Source organism: Stenotrophomonas sp. BIGb0135 (assembly GCF_024810105.1).
Taxonomy (GTDB): Bacteria; Pseudomonadota; Gammaproteobacteria; order Xanthomonadales; family Xanthomonadaceae; genus Stenotrophomonas; species Stenotrophomonas maltophilia_AB.
In genome coordinates, this window is sequence record NZ_JANUDX010000002.1 from 666,145 (window position 1) to 683,502 (window position 17,358).

13 protein-coding genes are annotated in these 17,358 nt (G+C 69.4%); 8 read left to right on the forward strand and 5 right to left on the reverse strand.

The annotated features are described in order from the left end of the window. The first annotated feature begins 696 nt into the window (after positions 1 to 696). Genes M2421_RS07550 through M2421_RS07565 form a run of 4 tightly spaced genes read left to right on the forward strand, consistent with a single transcriptional unit; the run spans position 697 to position 6,353 of the window. On the forward strand, positions 697 to 3,195 hold the full coding sequence (locus tag M2421_RS07550) for a TonB-dependent receptor (protein WP_259205048.1): 2,499 nt from the start codon (positions 697 to 699) through the stop codon (positions 3,193 to 3,195). Then, complete coding sequence (locus M2421_RS07555; protein WP_259204832.1) at positions 3,195 to 4,289, forward strand: phytase; 1,095 nt, start codon at positions 3,195 to 3,197, stop codon at positions 4,287 to 4,289. The genes M2421_RS07550 and M2421_RS07555 overlap by 1 nt, the downstream gene beginning before the upstream one ends. Then, positions 4,286 to 5,668 (forward strand): metallophosphoesterase family protein, encoded by a 1,383-nt coding sequence (locus tag M2421_RS07560; protein WP_259204836.1) that lies wholly within the window; start codon positions 4,286 to 4,288, stop codon positions 5,666 to 5,668. The genes M2421_RS07555 and M2421_RS07560 overlap by 4 nt, the downstream gene beginning before the upstream one ends. Positions 5,669 to 5,717: 49 nt before the next feature. Further along, positions 5,718 to 6,353 (forward strand): inorganic diphosphatase, encoded by a 636-nt coding sequence (locus tag M2421_RS07565; protein WP_259204839.1) that lies wholly within the window; start codon positions 5,718 to 5,720, stop codon positions 6,351 to 6,353. A gap of 25 nt (positions 6,354 to 6,378) precedes the next feature. Here the strand turns inward: M2421_RS07565 and M2421_RS07570 are convergent, their stop codons facing one another. Genes M2421_RS07570 through M2421_RS07580 form a run of 3 tightly spaced genes read right to left on the reverse strand, consistent with a single transcriptional unit; the run spans position 6,379 to position 7,864 of the window. Beyond that, positions 6,379 to 6,705, reverse strand: coding sequence for a tetratricopeptide repeat protein (locus tag M2421_RS07570; RefSeq protein ID WP_259204842.1), 327 nt, complete (start codon positions 6,703 to 6,705; stop codon positions 6,379 to 6,381). Next, complete coding sequence (locus M2421_RS07575) at positions 6,696 to 7,235, reverse strand: flavin reductase family protein (protein WP_259204844.1); 540 nt, start codon at positions 7,233 to 7,235, stop codon at positions 6,696 to 6,698. Before M2421_RS07575 ends, M2421_RS07570 begins: the two co-directional genes overlap by 10 nt. Next, positions 7,235 to 7,864, reverse strand: a complete 630-nt coding sequence (locus M2421_RS07580) for a superoxide dismutase (RefSeq protein ID WP_259204849.1) — start codon at positions 7,862 to 7,864, stop codon at positions 7,235 to 7,237. Before M2421_RS07580 ends, M2421_RS07575 begins: the two co-directional genes overlap by 1 nt. Before the next feature lie 204 nt (positions 7,865 to 8,068). Between M2421_RS07580 and M2421_RS07585 the strand changes: the two genes are divergently transcribed. Then, entirely contained in the window at positions 8,069 to 12,823 is a 4,755-nt protein-coding gene (locus M2421_RS07585; RefSeq protein WP_259204852.1) for a DUF3320 domain-containing protein, read from the forward strand. An 81-nt stretch (positions 12,824 to 12,904) separates the two neighbouring features. On the opposite strand, the gene M2421_RS07590 is transcribed toward M2421_RS07585, so the two are convergent. Both M2421_RS07590 and M2421_RS07595 read right to left on the reverse strand, forming a co-directional pair. Beyond that, the gene (locus tag M2421_RS07590) at positions 12,905 to 13,993 is read right to left on the reverse strand and encodes a catalase family protein (RefSeq protein WP_259204854.1); all 1,089 of its coding nucleotides are present in this window, start codon (positions 13,991 to 13,993) and stop codon (positions 12,905 to 12,907) included. 162 nt (positions 13,994 to 14,155) lie between these two features. Beyond that, on the reverse strand, positions 14,156 to 14,734 hold the full coding sequence (locus tag M2421_RS07595; protein ID WP_259204857.1) for a hypothetical protein: 579 nt from the start codon (positions 14,732 to 14,734) through the stop codon (positions 14,156 to 14,158). A gap of 142 nt (positions 14,735 to 14,876) precedes the next feature. On the opposite strand from M2421_RS07595, the gene M2421_RS07600 reads away from it, so the two are divergent. The 3 genes from M2421_RS07600 to M2421_RS07610 form a co-directional block, all read left to right on the forward strand. Beyond that, the gene (locus M2421_RS07600; protein WP_259204860.1) at positions 14,877 to 16,292 is read left to right on the forward strand and encodes a deoxyribodipyrimidine photo-lyase; all 1,416 of its coding nucleotides are present in this window, start codon (positions 14,877 to 14,879) and stop codon (positions 16,290 to 16,292) included. A 136-nt stretch (positions 16,293 to 16,428) separates the two neighbouring features. Next, entirely contained in the window at positions 16,429 to 17,124 is a 696-nt protein-coding gene (locus M2421_RS07605) for an OmpA family protein (RefSeq protein WP_259204862.1), read from the forward strand. 26 nt (positions 17,125 to 17,150) lie between these two features. Continuing rightward, positions 17,151 to 17,358 (forward strand): hypothetical protein (locus tag M2421_RS07610; protein ID WP_259204863.1); only part of this gene is annotated, 208 nt, incomplete at its 3' end.

A 17,358-nucleotide genomic window follows, 5' to 3' on the forward strand; every position in this document is an offset into this window, starting at 1 on the left:
CGGCTCTACCACCCGACAGGCGACGCGCCCCCGACAGCAGCCGAGCATGGCTCGGCTCTACCACCCGACAGGCGACGCGCCGCCAACAGCAGCCGAGCATGGCTCGGCTCTACCACCCGACAGCCGACGCGCCGCCAACAGCAGCCGAGCATGGCTCGGCGCCACCACCCGACAGCCGACGCGCCGCCGACAGCAGCCGAGCTTGGCTCGGCTCTACCACCCGACAGGCGACGCGCCGCTGACAGCAGCCGAGCATGGCTCGGCTCTACCACCCGACAGGCGACGCGCCGCCGACGGCAGCCGAGCATGGCTCGGCGCTACCACCCGACAGGCGACGCGCCGGCAACAGCAGCCGAGCATGGCTCGGCTCTACCACCCGGCAGCCGACGCGCCGCCGACAGCAGCCGAGCATGGCTCGGCTCTACCACCCGGCGGGCGGCGCGCCCCCAACAGCAGCCGAGCATGGCTCGGCTCTACCAACCCTCAAACCCGCGATTCCCCCGTCGCCTCTACCAACCGACCAACCGACCAACCGCCCGATCCCAAACCCAAATCCCCAATCCCTCGTTACGCCCCCAGTGTCACGCCCATGCAACCTCGCGGACATACCGTGCTGACCCAATCTTTACACCGTTGGGGAAAGCCGTGCAGAAGCAGAATGCGTTGGGTCGGGCGATCAGCCTGTCGTTGCTGGTCATGGCCAGCCCGTCGCTGTTCGCCGCCGAGGCAGGGGCGGTTGCCGCCGGCGCTGCGGCGATCGACCTGGACCGGGTCGAGGTGCGGCCGCAGCTGGAATCGCAGACCCGCGCGGTCGACCTCAAGCGCAGCAGCGACGCCATCGAGGACGCCGTGTCGTCCGATGCCATGGGCGTCTACCCCGACAAGAACGTGGCCGAATCGCTGCAGCGGCTGCCCGGTGTCAGCGTTACCCGCGACCAGGGCGAAGGCCGCTTCGTGGTGATCCGCGGCCTGGACGCCAACCTCAACAGCGTCAGCGTCGACGGCATCGCGATCGGCACGCCGGAGGATTCCAGCCGTGCCGCGCCGCTGGATGTGATTCCCTCCGATTCGACCGAACGCCTGCGCGTGGTCAAGTCGCCCACCCCGGACATGCCCGGTGATGCCATCGGCGGGGCGATCCTGGTCGAGTCGGCCTCGGCCTTCGACCGCGACGGGCGTAGCCTGCGCGGCAAGATCGAAGCCAGCCACCAGCAGCTGTCCGGCAAGACCAGCCCGAAGGCGGCCTTCAACTACAGCGAGGTATTCGCCGATACCGTCGGCGTCGCGCTCGGGGTGAACTACCAGAAGCGCACGTTCGAATCGGACAACACCGAAGTGGAGTACGGCGCGTTGGACGGCGGCGCCGACGAGGACCTGTTCGCCACCAGCCTGCAGCGTCGCAAGTACGAGATCGAACGCAAGCGCATCGGTGCCAACCTCAATCTCGACTGGCACCCCAGCGAAGACAGCCGCTACTACCTGCGCACGCTGTACAGCCAGTTCGACGATGCCGAAACCCGCCAGCGCACCCTCTTCAACTTCGGCGATGGCGAGGTCGCCGCGCTGGGCAACGGCCAGTACCGCATCGATGACCTGCCGGCCGACGCGATCCAGAAGCGCATGCGCTACCGCACCAAGAAGGAAAACACCTTCGCCGCCAGCGTCGGTGGCGAGAACCGCCTGACCGGCGCGGTGGTCGATTACAAGGTGGGCTACACGCGCACCGAAGAACGCGTCAACGACGAAATGGAAGCGCGCTTCGAGTACGCCGGCGATGACACCCGCGCCACCGTCGACCAGCGCAGCCGCGTTCCCGGCTTCACCCTCGGCGATGCCGGCTGGATGGACAACGGCAACTACGATTTCGACCGCGTGGTGCTCTCGCCCAAGCGGGTGGACGACAAGGAACACAGCGCGCAGGTCAACGTCCGCTTCGACGGCGACGCGTCCAGCTACAAGTTCGGCCTGCTCGGCCGCTGGCGCGACCGCAACGTGGACACCAACGAGCGCGAACTGCGCGTGGGCCCGGAGATCGCGCTGTCGGACTGGACCACCGGCAGCCCCGACCACCGCGGTGGCTCCCTGGGCCAGGGCATGAGCTCGGATGCGATGCGCCGGTACTGGGCGCAGTATGGCGGGCAGTACAGCGCGCGTCCGCAGGACCTGGGCGGTAATGCCCTGGCCTCGCTGGAAGAGGATTACACCGCCAGCGAAGATATTTTCGCCAGCTACGCGATGGGCACCTGGGACTTCGGCGCGCTGCGCATCATCGGTGGGGTGCGCGCGGAGGCGACCCGGTTCAGCGCCACCGGCAACAGCGTGGACGTGGCCAGCAACGGCCGCAGCTACAGCGTGACCCCGCTCAGCGTGAGCCGCAGCTACAGCAACGTGCTGCCGGGCCTGCACCTGCGCTACGACGCCGGCGACACCTGGGTGCTGCGCGCGGCCGCGAACAAGACCGTATCGCGCCCGTCGTTCGGTGACATTGCCCCGCGCATCGGCCTGAGCCGGGGCGACGAGGAGGTGCGGATCGGCAACCCGCAACTGGACCCGTACGAATCGACGAACATCGACCTGTCGATCGAGAAGTACATCGGCAGCACCGGTATCCTTTCGCTGGGCCTGTTCCACAAGCGCATCGACGGTTACATCGTCAACACCGTCAGCAACAACGATCCGGCGTACCCGGGGTATGAGGTCACCCGGGTGATCAATGGCGAGAAGGCCAGGGTCAACGGCGCCGAGTTCAACTGGCAGCAGCAGTTGACGTTCCTGCCGACCGGCTGGGATGGCGTGCTGGTCGGCGCAAGCGGCACCTGGCTGGATACCGATTTCGACCCCGGCTTGGCCGGCCGCGAGGGGGACGACTTCATGCTGCCGCGTGCATCTAAGCACGTGTACAGCGCGCACGTGGGCTATGAGAAGGCCGGCTTCAGCACCCGCCTGGCGGCGGTCTACCGCAGTGAGTACCTGGATACGTTGGGCGACAGCCGCGCGTACGATATCTACGTGGCGCCCAACACCCAGCTCGACTTCAGCCTGGACTACAAGATCACCGCGAACGTGAGCGTGTACCTCGAAGCGCAGAACCTGCTCGACAAGCCACTGGAGCTGTACCAGGGCACCCGGTCGCGCACCCTGCAGATGGAAGAGTACGGCCGCACCTACGCGCTTGGCCTGAAGGTGGCCCTGTGATGGGTACCCGCACTGCGGTCGCCGTCGTGAGCCTGGCCCTGTTGGCGGCCTGCCGGCCCCCCACGCCGGCGCAGGCGGCGGCCGATGCCGAACCGGCGCGCGCGGTTGCCACCGTTGCCGAGGCCTTCCTGACCCCGATGACCCCGGCCGACAACATCGACTCGCCCACCAGTTGGACCACCGCCGATGGCCGGCAGTGGTTGATCGCCACCGCCAAGGCCACCGACAAGCTGGTGGTCTACGACGGCCAGACCGGCGCGCATCTGCGCGACGTGGGCAGCACCGGTACCGCACCGGGCCAGTTCGTGCGCCCCAACGGCATCGCCGTGGTCGACGACCTGGTGCTGATCGTGGAGCGCGACAACCACCGCGTGCAGGTATTGAAGCTGCCGGACTTCACCCCGCTGGGCGTGTTCGCCGCCGACGACCTGCGCAAACCCTACGGGTTGTGGGTCAACAAGCAGCGCGAGGGGTACGAGGTCTACGTGACCGACTCCTACGACGCCGGCGAGGACGCGCAGGGCAACGACGTGCTGCCGCCGCTGGCCGAACTGGATAAACGCGTGCGCCGCTATACGCTTACCCTGCATGGCGACGCGCTGGATGCCCGGTTGGTGGGCAGCATCGGCGACACCAGCGAGGCCGGCGCGCTGCGCGTGGTCGAGTCGATCTGGGGCGACCCGGCCAACGACCGCCTGCTGATCGCCGAGGAAGACGAAACCTACGCCAGCGAGATCAAGGTCTACACGCTGGAAGGCCGCTTCAGCGGCACCACCTTCGGCCGCGGGGCGTTCAAGGCGCAGGCCGAAGGCGTGATGCTTCGCACCTGTGGCAAGGATGGCTGGTGGATCACCACCGAGCAGGGCAAGCAACGCAGCGTGTTCCACCTGTTCGACCGGCACACGCTCAAGCACGTGGGCGCGTTCCAGGGCAACACGGTGGCCAACACCGATGGCATCTGGCTGGACCAGGCCGCGTCGGCGCGCTTCCCGCATGGCGTGCTGTATGCGGTGCACGATGACCAAGGCGTGGTCGCCTTCGACTGGGCCAGCGTGGCCAAGCAGCTGTCGCTGCCGCTGGAGTGCGCCGCATGAGCCGGGCCCCCGTCGTTACGGCCGGCCTGCTGCTGGCCATCCTGCTGGGCACTGGCCCGGCCGCTGCGAAGCAGCCCGCCGCCGCCGCCGAACCCAACACCCAGGTACCGGCAGGCAACCGCCACTACGCGGCCAGCGGCTTCCCCGACCGCATCGTCGCCTCGCCCGCGCAGGACGCCGCGCGCGGCTTCGGCGTGTCCTGGCGTACGGACGCAGCGGTCAGCGCGCCGGTGCTGGAATGGGTGCTGGCCGGCGACTCGCCGGATGTCGGCACGCCGACCCGCGTCGCCGCCACCACGCAGCCGCTGGATACCGAGAACGGTCGCGCGCATTACCACCGTGCCGACGTCACCGGCCTGCAGCCCGATACGCTGTACCTGTGGCGCGTGCAGGGCAAGGACACGTGGAGTGCCTGGAACCAGTTGCGCACCGCCGGCAGCGCCGCCCAGCCGCTTACCCTGCTGTACTTCGGCGACACCCAGAACAAGAACCTCAGCCATGTCTCGCGCGTCCTGCGTGCCGGCCTCAAGGCCGCCCCGCAGGCGCGCCTGAGCCTGTTCGCCGGCGATCTGGTCAGCGGCGGTGATGGCCAGGACGACAGCGAATGGGGCGAGTGGTTCGCCGCGGCCGGCTGGCTGCCGCAGGAAACCGTGGTGGCCCCGGCGATCGGCAACCACGAGTATTTCGAGGAGTTCGAAGACACGCCGCAGGAACGCCGGGTGCTCGGCCGGCATTGGCCGGTGACCTTCGCGCTGCCGCGCAACGGCGTGGACGCGGCCGATACCAGCACCTACTGGTTCGACTACCAGGGCGTGCGCATCGCCGTGCTTGACGGCACCTCGGCGCTGGACCTGGGCACCGCCCAGGCGCAGGCCGTGTGGCTGGACAAGGTGTTGGCCGACAACCCGCACCCCTGGAGCATCGTGCTGCTGCACCAGCCGTTCTACTCCCCGCGCGAAGGCCGCGAGAACGCCGAGCTGCGCGACGTGCTGCTGCCGGTGGTGCGCCGGCACCAGGTGGACCTGGTGCTGCAGGGCCACGACCACACCTACGGTCGTCGCGGCGAAGGCCAGGCGGCCACGCCGCAGTTCATCGTCACCGTCGCCGGCCCGAAGCAGTACCGGCTGTCCGCGCAGGCCCGCGCCAGCATGGCGCCGGTCGGCGAGGACACCCAGCTGTTCCAGGTCCTCCAACTGGACCCGCAGCACCTGCGCTACGAAGCGCGTACCGTCACCGGACGCCTGTATGACGGCTTCGAGTTGACGCGCGACGCCAATGGGCGCAAACAGAAGACCGAGCTGACCGACGGCCGTATCGCCCCCCGCGACTGCACCCGTGCGCAGACCCTCAAGGGCCGTGCCGACCGTTGCTGGGAATGACCCCCGGGCCGGGCTGCCCAGGCGCGCCCGGCCGATGCTGGAGATGACGATGCACACCCGACGCGCTGTACCCCTGGCGGCCCTTGCTGCTGCGCTGCTGATGCTGGCCGGCGCCAGCACGGCCACCAATGCCGTGCTCCACCCGTTCCTGGCCGCGCAGCCCAAGGACGCTCCGGACGAGGCCAACCTGGCCGTGGAGATTCCGGCCGGCAGCTTCACCAAGTACGAAATCAAGGAGGACGGCCTGGTCCATGTCGACCGCTTCCAGTCGATGCCGGTGGCGTACCCGGCCAATTACGGCTCGATGCCGCGCACCCTGGCCGGCGACAACGACCCGCTCGATGCGCTGGTGCTGACGCGGGAGCCGCTGCACCCCGGCGTGATCGTGCGCTTCCGCCCGATCGGCTTCCTGAAAATGGTCGATGACGGCGAACAGGACGAGAAGGTCATCGGCGTGCCCACCGACAAACTCGACCCCACCTACGCCACCATCCGCGATCTTGAGGACCTGCCGTTGATCGAGCGCCAGCGGATCGAAGCCTTCTTCCGCGTCTACAAGGACCTGCCGGCAGGGCGCAACCCGGTGCAGTTGAACGGCTGGGGCACTGCCGCCGAGGCCAAGGCGTTGATCCGTGCCTCGATGCAGCGCTTCGACCTGGAGCAGCAGCGGCGCAAGGGCGACTGAGCTGCGTGGGTCGCCGCCGTCGGGCTCAGGGCACCGGCGGCATCGCCTTGATCGCGCGGCGCAGGAATACGCGCATTTCCTTCTCGGCCTGCGTGTCGCCGTTGGTGTGTGCCACCTCGATCCCCTGCCGCCACGCCTGCGCCGCAGCGGCAGGATCGCCCGCTGCCAACCGCGCCTTGCCCAGCAGTTTCCAACCGGCCGAATAGGCGGGGTCCAGTTCGACGCAGCGCTGCAGGTGTCGGCTCGCCTGGCCCGGCTCGCCAGCATCGAGCAGGGCCTTGCCCAGGCTGAGGCGAAGCAGGGCAGTGTCGCGGCCGCCGTCCAGCAGGCGCTGCAGGGCGGTCACGTCCATGCGCGCTGCCCATCGATGCGGGTGTAGCGACTGCGGTGGTAGGCCAGTGCCTCGCCGGGCTGCACCGCGAAACGCTCTACCTGGCAGATCAGCATCACGTGGTCGCCCACGGCGAGGCTGCGTTCCACCCTGCAGCAGAGCCATCCCACCGCATCGCGCAGGCGCGGCGTGCCGTTGTCCAGGTCGAGCAGGGCGGCGCTGGCCGGTGCACGGCGCAGCAGCGGATCGGCGAAACGACGCGCCTGCGGTTCCTGTGCCGAGGACAGCAGGCTGATGCCCAGGCGCCCGGCATCGCAGAACGCAGCCAGGTCGGCCGAGCGCGCGCCGATGCTCCAGGCGACCAGCGGCGGGTCCAGCGACAGCGTGCTGAACGAGTTGATCGTCATCGCCACCACCTGCCCCTGCGCATCGCGGGCGGCGGCGATGGCCACGCCGGTCGGATACTGGCCGAATACGTGGCGCAATGCGGTCGCCTCCACGCCCGGCGCGCTGGCCAACGGTGCCGACTCGCGCTCCGGGCCCGCCGCCATCAGCGTCCGCCCGCGGCCTGGAAGCGGCGCGCCACTTCGGTCCAGTCGATCAGCGCGAAGAACGCGGTGATGTAGTCGGGGCGGCGGTTCTGGTAATGCAGGTAGTAGGCGTGTTCCCACACGTCCAGGCCCAGCACCGGGGTGCCGCCGGACAGGCCGGCGTAGGCGCCCATCAGCGGGCTGTCCTGGTTGGCGCTGCTCTCCACGCCGAGGGTGCCGTCGCTGGCCACGCTCAACCAGGCCCAGCCACTGCCGAAACGGCTCTGCGCGGCCTTGGTGAAGGCCGTCTTGAACGCGTCGTAGCCGCCGAGGTCGCGCTCGATCGCGGCCGCCAGCGCGCCCTCCGGCTGGCCACCCTGGGCACTGAGCACGGTCCAGAACAGGCTGTGGTTGGCATGCCCGCCGCCATTGTTGCGAACGGCCGTGCGCACGCCTTCCGGGAGTGCGCCGATATCGGCGATCAGCGTCTCGATCGGCAGCGCCTCGATGCCCGCGTCGGCCAGCGCGGCATTGAGGTTGTTGACGTAGGCCTGGTGGTGCCGCGCGTGGTGGATTTCCATGGTCAGCGCATCGAAGTGCGGTTCCAGCGCGTCGTAGGCGTAGGGCAGGGCGGGGAGGGTGTAGGGCATCGAAGACAACTCCATCGGGGGGAGCCGTCATCATCGGACCTGAAGCGTGGTTGAGGTCAACAGGGGAAATGCGACGCGCAGCGGAACGTGCAGCCGTCGGCATCGACGCGGCGCCCAGGCAGCAGCGCCGGCAGGGCGCCGTTGCCTGCGTCCACCGGTGCGGTGCATGGCATCATGGCCGGGATGAGCAACGGAGCAATCGCGATGAGTACGAGGGACACGCTGCAGGCGCAGCGCCGGGTTCTGCTCGACCTGACCTACCGCAATCGACTGCTGAACCTGCCGCGCAAGCCGTCCAGCCGCAGTATCGTGATCCACGACGAGCGATGCGTGCCGACCCTGCAGACCCTGCTCGAGAAGAAGGGCATGACCTTCGCTGCGGTGCGCGCGGAGGATGCCGAAGAGCCGCTGCCCGATGGTGCGGTGGAACCGGCCCCGGATGCGCCGCCCCTGCCGCAGCCGGGTGAGGGCGAGCCCGGCGTGCTGGCCGAGCATCACCTCGACGCACGCCTGCAGACCCGGCTGAGCTCGGAGCACCTGCAGAAGCGCCTGCTGGAGATGTACTACGAGTACCGCACCATGCTCGAAGAGCAGGGCGTGAACGTGTTGTACCTGGCCATGGGGCAGTTGCAGTTCCGCGAACCCACTGCCGCCGCGGATGATGAGCGCCGTGCCCCGCTGGTGCTGCTGCCGGTGGTGCTGGAGCGCCGCAGCGCCCGCGAGCGCTTCGTGCTGCGCTGGGCCGATGAGGAGCCGCAGGAAAACCTGTCGCTGCGCGAGAAGCTGCGCGCCGATTTCGGCATCGTACTGCCGCCGTTCCCGGACACCGACGAATTCGACATCGCCGCCTACCTGGCCGCCGTGCGGGAGTGCATCGCCGCCCAACCCGGCTGGAGCGTGCTCGACAACGCGCTGCAGCTTGGCTTCTTCTCATTCTCCAAGCTGCTGATGTTCCTCGACCTGGATCCGGACAAATGGCCGGAAGGAAAGGAGATCGACCGCAACCGGCTGGTCGCGGGCCTGCTCGGCGACGGCTTCGCAGAGGATGACATCGGCCTGCCCAGCACTGGCGCGGGCTTCCTCGACGCGCTCATCCCGGCCGCCGAACTCAAGCACGTCATGGACTGCGACAGCTCGCAGGCCCTGGCCATCGAGACCGTTCGACGCGGGCAGGATCTGGTCATCCAGGGCCCCCCTGGCACCGGCAAGTCGCAGACCATCGCCAACCTGATCGCCACGGCGGTGGGCGATGGGCGCACGGTGCTGTTCGTCTCGGAGAAGATGGCCGCGCTGGACGTGGTGAAACGGCGCCTGGAGAACGTGGGCCTGGGGCCGCTGTGCCTGGAGTTGCACAGCAACAAGGCCAACAAGCGCGCGGTGCTCGAGGAACTGGGCCGGACGCTGCAACTGGGCCAGCCGGAGGCGGCCGACGTGGCCGCTGGCGTACGCCAGCTGGAGGAGGTGCGCGGCCAGCTCAACGCCCATGCGCAGCGCATGCACCTGCCGGTGGGCAGCGCCGGGCTGACCCCCTTCCGCATCCTCGGCATGTTGGCGCGCTGGTTGCCGCACACGGGGCGCCCGCCGTACCGGCTGGAGGCCGCCGGTGAGTGGTCCGCGCTCGAACTGGACCGCCGCGCCGCGCTGCTCGGCGAGCTGTGCGGCCACCTGCCAGGGATCGGCAACCCGGACACGCACCCGTGGCGTGGCATCGGCCACCCGCCAGTGATGCGCACCCAGGCCGAAGACCTGGTCGCCCGGAGCGCGCCACTGGCTGCTGCCGTGGCGCAGGCCAGCGCCGCCGCCGCTGCGCTCGCGGCTGGGCTCGGCGTGGCCCCGGCCGGCAACCTGACCGTGCTGGCACAGCAATGCCAGGTGGCCGATACCCTGGCCAGCGCGCCGCCGTTTGATCGCGGCACGATTTCCTCCGGGGTCTGGACGGCGGGCCTGGCGTCGCTGCGCGAGGGCCTGCAGCAGGGGCGGGCGCTGGCGACCATCGTTGCGCAACGCGCGCCGGCGCTGGCCGATGTGGCCTGGATGAGCGACTGGCTGCCACAGCGCCTGCTGGTGGCTGCGCATGGTGGGCGCCTGCTGCGGTTCCTCAACGGGCCGTATCGGCAGGCGATCAGCCAGTTGCGCAGTGTCAGCAAGGAGCCGTTGCCCAAGCCCCTGGCGGCGCGGCTGGCGCTGCTGGACGACCTGATCGCCGCGCGCAAGGCCCGCCAGGCGCTGGCGGCGATCGACGCCACCGCGCGCGCTGCATTCGGGGCGGTGTGGCAGGGCGAGCGAACCGACTGGGACGCCGCAGACGCGATCCTGGCCTGGGTCCAGCACGCCGAGCCGGTCGGCGGGATGGATGTGCGCGCGTTGGCGGCAGGGCTCGACAACGCCCCCGCGCTTGCGGCGTCCGCCGGGCAGGCGAGGGCGGCGGGCACGCAGCTGCGCAGCGCGTTCGAGACGGTGGTACAGGCGCTGCAGATCGAGGTGGGCGAGGCATTCGGCAGCCCCGCGCTGGAGCAGGTGCCCCTGGCGCTGCTGCAGCAGAAGACCACGGCCTGGGCACACGACGTGGAGGGATTGATGGCGTGGCTGGCTTACGCCGACATTGCCCGTCGTTGCACCGCTGCCGGACTCCAGGGGCCGATGGCGCTCGCCGCCGACACCGGCCAGGGCGCGGAGGCCGCGGTGGCGATGTTCCGCTGCGCCTTCCACCTGCAGATGTTGACGCTGGCCACCCAGGCCTACCCCGAGCTGGCCGCGTTCGATGGCCGGCGACATGAAACGCTGGTCGCCGAGTTCCGCCACTGGGATCGCCAGCGCCTGGCCCTCGCCCAGATCGAAGCCGCCCAGGCCCACCATGCCGGGCTTCCGCGGGGCAACGCCGGCGGCGTCGGTGCCCTGGGCACGCTGCGTGGCGAGATCGCCCGCAAGCGCAACCACATGGCGCTGCGGCGGCTGTTCCGGCTGTGCGCGTCTCCGATCCAGGCCATCAAACCGGTGTTCATGATGAGTCCGTTGTCGGTGGCCCAGTTCCTGGAACCCGGCGCCATCGAATTCGACCTGCTGGTCATCGACGAAGCCAGCCAGGTGGAGCCGGTGGATGCGCTGGGAGCCATCGCGCGTTGCCGCCAGATCGTGGTGGTGGGCGACGACAAGCAGTTGCCGCCGACGGCTTTCTTCGCCCGCCTGTCCGGCGGGGAAGACGTCGACCCGGACGAGGCGGGTGCGCAGGCCAACGATCTGGAAAGCGTGCTTTCGCTGTGTGCGGCCAAGGGGCTGCCGCAACGCATGCTGCAGTGGCACTACCGCAGCCGCCACGAATCGCTGATCGCGGTATCCAACAAGGAATTCTACGAAGGCAAGCTGTTCATCGTGCCCAGCCCGGATCGGCAGCGCACCCACTCCGGCCTGCGCTTCCACCACCTGGCACACGGCCGGTTCGATCGTGGCAACAGCTACAAGAACGTGGTCGAGGCGGTCGCCATCGCCGAGGCCGTGGTCGAGCATGCGCGGCACAGCCCGCACCTGACGCTCGGCGTAGGGGCGATGTCCGTGCGCCAGCGCCAGGCGATCAGCGACGAACTGGAGCTGGCTCGCCGCCAGCATCCGGAACTGGAGCAGTACATCGCACGGCATCCGCACGAGCCGTTCTTCGTCAAGAACCTGGAGAACATCCAGGGCGACGAACGCGATGTGATCCTGATTTCCATCGGCTACGGTCGTGCCAAGGGCGATGACAAGCTGTACCAGAACTTCGGCCCGCTCAATGCCGACGGCGGGCATCGCCGCCTCAACGTGTTGATCACGCGGGCACGCCAGCGCTGCGAAGTGTTCTCCAGCATCACCGCCGACGACATCCGCGTGGACGAACGCTCGCGGCTGGGCGTGATCGCATTGAAGACCTTCCTCAAGTACGCCGAGCACGGCGACCTGGGGATGCCTCGGCTGGCTGGCCGTGCCGCCGATTCTCCGTTCGAGGAGGCCGTGCAGGATGCGTTGGCCCAGCGCGGTCTGCAGGTGGACAACCAGGTGGGCGTGGCGGGCTTCTTCATCGACCTGGCCGTGGTCGATCCAAGCTCGCCCGGCCGTTACCTGCTCGGTATCGAGTGCGATGGCGCCACCTACCACGCCGCGCCGTCGGCGCGTGACCGCGACCGGTTGCGCCAGGAGATTCTGGAGGCGCACGGCTGGGCCATCCATCGCATATGGAGCACCGACTGGTTCCAGCGGCCTGACGCGGAACTGCAGCGGTTGCTGGATGCGGTGGACGCGGCACGTGCGCGACTGGCGGCCGGCGCCGCAGCGGCTGCACAGGCCGTGCCGGCGGCATCGCCCACCGTGCTGGCGCGGCTGGCGGCGGAAGACGCCCAGGATCCGCCCGCGATCGGCGATGGCCCTGCCTACGTGCAAGCTGACTTCACACCGGGCGACGCCGGTCTGGCGCCGCACGAGGTACCGTTGGGCAGCATGGCCACGACGGTAGGCAGGATCGTGGCGGTCGAAGGCCCCATCCACGAGGAGGAAATCATCGCCCGGGTGCGCGACCTGTGGCAGCTGCAGCGGGCAGGCGCACGGATCCAGTCGGCGGTGCAGGCCGCCCTGCGCTACGCGGGGCAGGAGGGGGCGCTGGCGTGCGAGGAGAGCTGTTACATGGTGCCCGGCCAGCCCATCGTGGTTCGCAACCGGTCGTCGGCCGCATCGCGCACGCTGCGCAAGGTGGAACTGCTGCCGCCGCAGGAGCTGCGGCAGGCGTTGCTGGCGCTGATCGGCGAGGCGCATGGGGCGCGCGCCGATGAGGTGGCCACCCCGGTGGCCCGCATGTTGGGCTTCCAGGGCAGCAGCCAGATGCTGCGCGAGCGGATCCATGCGCAGCTGCAGGTATTGCTGGCACAAGGGCAGCTGCAGGAACGCGACGGTGTGCTGCAGCGGGTGGAGACGATGACGACGCCCACGCTGGCCTAGCCGGACCCGCAATCCGTTGGGATCGGCGCGCCGGTACACGGCGCCACCGGACCAGGTGCGTGGCTGGCGCGCAGGCCTCGCTCAGCCCTGCGCCGTACCGGGCTCGTGCAGTGGGCAGCGATTGAACTGCGACCGGAACTGGCGCGATGCCGCCATCACCACGCGGCGCGCGCGGTTGAGGCTGCCCAGCGGGCGATGCGCGGCGAGCGCATGCCAGGGCGCAAACGCGAGGGCGTCTTCGCGTGCCGCCGCCGCTGCGTTCCAGGACGGCTGCGCGCCGACCTGCAGGCGGCCCACCGCGACGAACGGGCTGATCGCCTCAGGCCAGGCCACCGACGCATCTTCGATCGGCATCTTCTCCAGGTCGCGGCACAACTGCACGCGCAGCTCCCATTCCACCGGCGCCGGCAGGTCCGCGAAGAACGCGGCGACGGCCTCGCGCTGGGCGTCCGCGCCGGACGGCAGCGGCGCGCCGGTCAGCGCCAGCAGCGCCGGCGATACCGGTACCCAGGAGAACTTGGCCATGTACGGCCCGTACAGGAACGGCACCTGGGTGAAGTAGGTCTCGCCCAGCGGGTGATGCCGGGGTTCGCCACCCAATGCCTTCAAGGTGGCGCTTTGCCCGCCCACCGCTTCCAGCGCCGCTTCGGCGCCGCGCAAGGTGGCCGACAGCGCCTGCTTGGTCCGCGGCATGCGCTCGGTGGTCGCGGCCAGCAGTTTTGCCGAGCGCAGGAACCCGTGCGCGCCCGGCGTGCTGAACGCGGGCCCGTTGACCATCAGGAAGTCCTGGCTGTGCAGCTCGTCGCCGCCATCGACGCGCGGCCCGTCCACGCCCAGGATTTTCACCGCCATGGCGCGCGGCGTGGACACGTTGTCGGGCAGTTGCTCGGCGGGCGGTGAGGACAGGCGCACCAGCGCGTCGTAGCTGCCGGCGGTGGCGAACAGCCCGTGTGCGAGCTCGGCCGGGAGCCCATCGAGCACCCGGAAGCGGCCGTTCAGCAGCGCGTGGCCCTTGGCGTGCACCGCGCGATGCGCATGGCCTTCATGCTCGGCCACGGTGCGGGCCATGCCGGTGAACACCGTCGCCAGCTCGGCGATGGTCTCCTCCTCGTCGGCCTGGCGATGTTCAATCTCGGGCGAATAGACGACAGCGGGTGCGAACACGGCCATGGCAACGGCATCCTTGGGGCAGGGCAGGGGCCGGCGGATGGAACCATGCTTACGCCTTGGCAACAGCCGGCTGGGGCGGGGCAGGGCACCACCTTGGCGGGTGCGGCGTGCAGGGTGGGTGCAGGGCGCATGGCTTCCACGCGAAGACGCGGCGCGGCGCATTCACCACTCCAGCGTCTCGAAGAAGCGCTCGGCCGCGGCCTCATCGCCCAGTACCGTGGCCAGCGCGCCCAGCGCCGCGTCCCGGTGTGCCGGGCGCAGCTCGCCATCGTCGTCCTCCAGGTCGTCCCCGGCATCCAGGTACACCGTGCCGATGGCGGCGAGGGCGGCGAGGAACGTCGTCAGGTCCTGCGTCAGCACCGAAGCCTCCCAGCGGCCCGCGCCATGGAAGGCAAACAGGACCTGGCCGGTATTGCGCTCGAAGATGAAAGGGTCGGCATTCTGCTCGGCGATCACCAGCCAGGCGTCGGGCCAATCGGCCAGGCGCGCACCGCGGGTGCCTTGCCACCGATAGCCGGCCTGCAGGGACCACAGCCGATGCAGCGGCGGGAAACACACGTTGACGCCCGGGATGTCGATGCCGACCGGTCCCACGTTGGCGTGCACGGTCTCGCCCCACGGGCCGATCTGCGCGTAGAACGCCGCCAGCGGGGTGGGCAGTGGTATCTCGCCACGCCACAGGTCTGCCGACTGCGCATGCAGCGGGCCGAAGCGGGCAAAGGAGGCGTGCAGTGTGTGCATGGCCGAGGTCGTTGCAGGAAAGGAGGCGAAGACTAGCCATCGCGCCGGCAAGGCACAACCGTAGCGGCGCAGCCGCGCCCGGCACCGTCTTTCACGCGTGCTGGCTATCATGCGCCCTGTTTCCTTTCATTGGACGGTCGTCGTGTCGCTAGCGCTGGTGTGGTTCCGCCGTGATCTTCGTCTGCAGGACAACCCGGCGTTGCAGGCTGCGCTGGACGCCGGCCACGTGCCGGTGCCGGTCTATATCCATGCGCCGCATGAGGAAGGCGATTGGGCGCCCGGTGGCGCGTCCAATGCCTGGCTGCACCGGTCGCTGGCCGCGCTCGATGCAGACCTGCGTGCCCGTGGTTCGTCGCTGGTGCTGTGTCGCGGCGACAGCCAGTCCGAGCTTGAGCGGTTGATCGCGGCGTCCGGTGCGGTGGCGGTGTATTGGAACCGCAAGTACGAACCGGCTACCCAGCCGCGCGATGCGCGGATCAAGCGCGACCTGCGCGAGCAGGGCATCGAGGCGCAGAGCCACAACGGCAGCCTGATGCTGGAGCCATGGGAGATCACCACCCTGCAGGGCGGCCCGTACAAGGTGTTCACCCCGTACTGGCGCAACGCACTGACCCGCCTGCAGCTGCCCGCGCCGGTCCGCGCGCCGGCGTCGCTGCCGGCCCATCCGCTGCAGGGCGAGGCGCTCGATACGCTCGGCCTGGCGGCAACGTTGCCGTGGGATGCCGAATTCTGGACGCACTGGCAGCCGGGCGAGGCCGGCGCGCAGGAGGCGTTGACGGTATTCATCGACGGGGCGCTCAACGGCTATCGGCAGCAGCGCGACCTGCCCGACCGGGTGGGCACCTCGCTGCTGTCCCCGCACCTGCATTTCGGTGAGATCGCACCGTGGCAGATCGTGCAGCGGCTGCAGGGCGAGCGCAGTGCCAGCCGCGATGCCGACATCGACGGCTACATCCGCGAACTGGGCTGGCGGGAGTTCTCCTACCACCTGCTGCATCATTTCCCGCAGACCACCGACCACAACCTCAACCCACGGTTCGACGGGTTCACCTGGGCCGCGCCCAACCCGGCGCAGCTGCAGGCATGGCAGCAGGGCCGCACTGGCATCCCGATCATCGATGCGGGCATGCGCGAGCTGTGGGCCACCGGCTACATGCACAACCGGGTACGCATGCTGGTGGCCAGCTTCCTGTGCAAGCACCTGCGCCAGCATTGGCGCGAAGGCGCGCGCTGGTTCTGGGACACGCTGGTGGATGCCGACCTGGCCAACAACACGATGGGCTGGCAGTGGGTGGCCGGCACCGGCGCCGATGCCGCGCCGTACTTCCGTATCTTCAATCCGGTGACCCAATCGGAGAAGTTCGATCCGCAGGCGCGTTACATCACCCGCTGGGTACCCGAGCTGGCGGCCCTGCCGCTGAAGGCGCGCTTTGCGCCGTGGCAGCACCCGCACCTGTTGGCCGAGCACGCGCCGGGGTATCCCACGCTGCCACTGGTGGACCTGGCGGCGGGGCGTGACGCGGCGCTGGCGGCGTACCGTCGAACCGGCGGAGCGTGACGCCGCGCCTGTACGCACCGCTCAGCAACCTGAACGCGGGGAAGATGGCCGCGCGGGTCGTCATGTCGGCATCGCGTCCGGCTGTTTATCCTCTGGGCGCTCGCAAGCCGGTAGTCCGGTAACCAAGGAGAACACCATGATCCGATCCGCACCCCGTAACGTGGCCCTGGCCCTGATGACCGCCGCTGCCTTGACGGCCTGCGCCACCGGCGGCTCGTACGTGCAGTCCGACCCGTATGGCAATCCGACCCAGCAGCAGAACAAGACCGGCCGCAATGCGCTGATCGGTACTGCCGTGGGCGTGGCCGCCGGCCTGCTGAGCGGCAACAGTGCCACCGAGCGTCGCCAGCACGCGATGATCGGTGCCGGCATCGGCGCGCTCAGCGGCGCGGCGATCGGCCAGTACCAGGACCGCCAGGAACGCGCGCTGCGCGAACGTACCGCCAACACGGGTATCGATGTGTCCCGCGATGGCGACAACCTCACCCTGAACCTGCCGGACGGGATCACCTTCGATTTCGGCAAGTCCACGCTCAAGCCGCAGTTCTACGGTTCGCTCAACGGCGTGGCCAGCACGCTGGCCGAGTACAACCAGACCATGATCGAGGTGGTCGGCCACACCGACAGCATCGGCAGCGATGCGGTGAACAACCGCCTGTCCAAGGAACGCGCCGACTCGGTCGCCGCCTACCTGACCGCACAGGGCGTGCAGAGCGCACGTATCGAAACCCTGGGCGCCGGCAAGGCGTATCCGATCGCCGACAACAGCACCGACGCCGGCCGCGCGCAGAACCGCCGCGTGGAGATCCGCGTGATTCCGCTGCGTCAGTAACATCTGGCGTTGTCGAGGCTCGGGCCATGTGCCGGAGCAAAAATGCCGCCTTTGCAGGCGGCATTTTTTTGTTTTCTTCCGTCGCGGGCGCAGGCACGAAACGCGCGGTACACCCTTTCGGACGCGGCAGTCGGTGGGCCGGGCGCTGGGCCCCCATGCCCTTTCCGGCGAATGTCCCCCGGCCGCTGCGCGGCCTCCTCCTTTATTTCGCCTCCAAGGGCATGGGGGCCCAGC

Excerpts from the sequence above, each read along its gene's own strand:
- M2421_RS07565 (WP_259204839.1), top strand. The coding sequence starts at position 5,718 with ATGCACACCCGACGCGCTGTACCCCTGGCGGCCCTTGCTGCTGCGCTG.
- M2421_RS07585 (WP_259204852.1), top strand. The coding sequence starts at position 8,069 with ATGAGTACGAGGGACACGCTGCAGGCGCAGCGCCGGGTTCTGCTCGAC.
- M2421_RS07570 (WP_259204842.1), bottom strand. The coding sequence starts at position 6,705 with ATGGACGTGACCGCCCTGCAGCGCCTGCTGGACGGCGGCCGCGACACT.
- M2421_RS07595 (WP_259204857.1), bottom strand. The coding sequence starts at position 14,734 with ATGCACACACTGCACGCCTCCTTTGCCCGCTTCGGCCCGCTGCATGCG.
- M2421_RS07560 (WP_259204836.1), top strand. The coding sequence starts at position 4,286 with ATGAGCCGGGCCCCCGTCGTTACGGCCGGCCTGCTGCTGGCCATCCTG.
- M2421_RS07605 (WP_259204862.1), top strand. The coding sequence starts at position 16,429 with ATGATCCGATCCGCACCCCGTAACGTGGCCCTGGCCCTGATGACCGCC.
- M2421_RS07575 (WP_259204844.1), bottom strand. The coding sequence starts at position 7,235 with ATGGCGGCGGGCCCGGAGCGCGAGTCGGCACCGTTGGCCAGCGCGCCG.
- M2421_RS07590 (WP_259204854.1), bottom strand. The coding sequence starts at position 13,993 with ATGGCCGTGTTCGCACCCGCTGTCGTCTATTCGCCCGAGATTGAACAT.
- M2421_RS07580 (WP_259204849.1), bottom strand. The coding sequence starts at position 7,864 with ATGCCCTACACCCTCCCCGCCCTGCCCTACGCCTACGACGCGCTGGAA.
- M2421_RS07555 (WP_259204832.1), top strand. The coding sequence starts at position 3,195 with ATGGGTACCCGCACTGCGGTCGCCGTCGTGAGCCTGGCCCTGTTGGCG.
- M2421_RS07550 (WP_259205048.1), top strand. The coding sequence starts at position 697 with ATGGCCAGCCCGTCGCTGTTCGCCGCCGAGGCAGGGGCGGTTGCCGCC.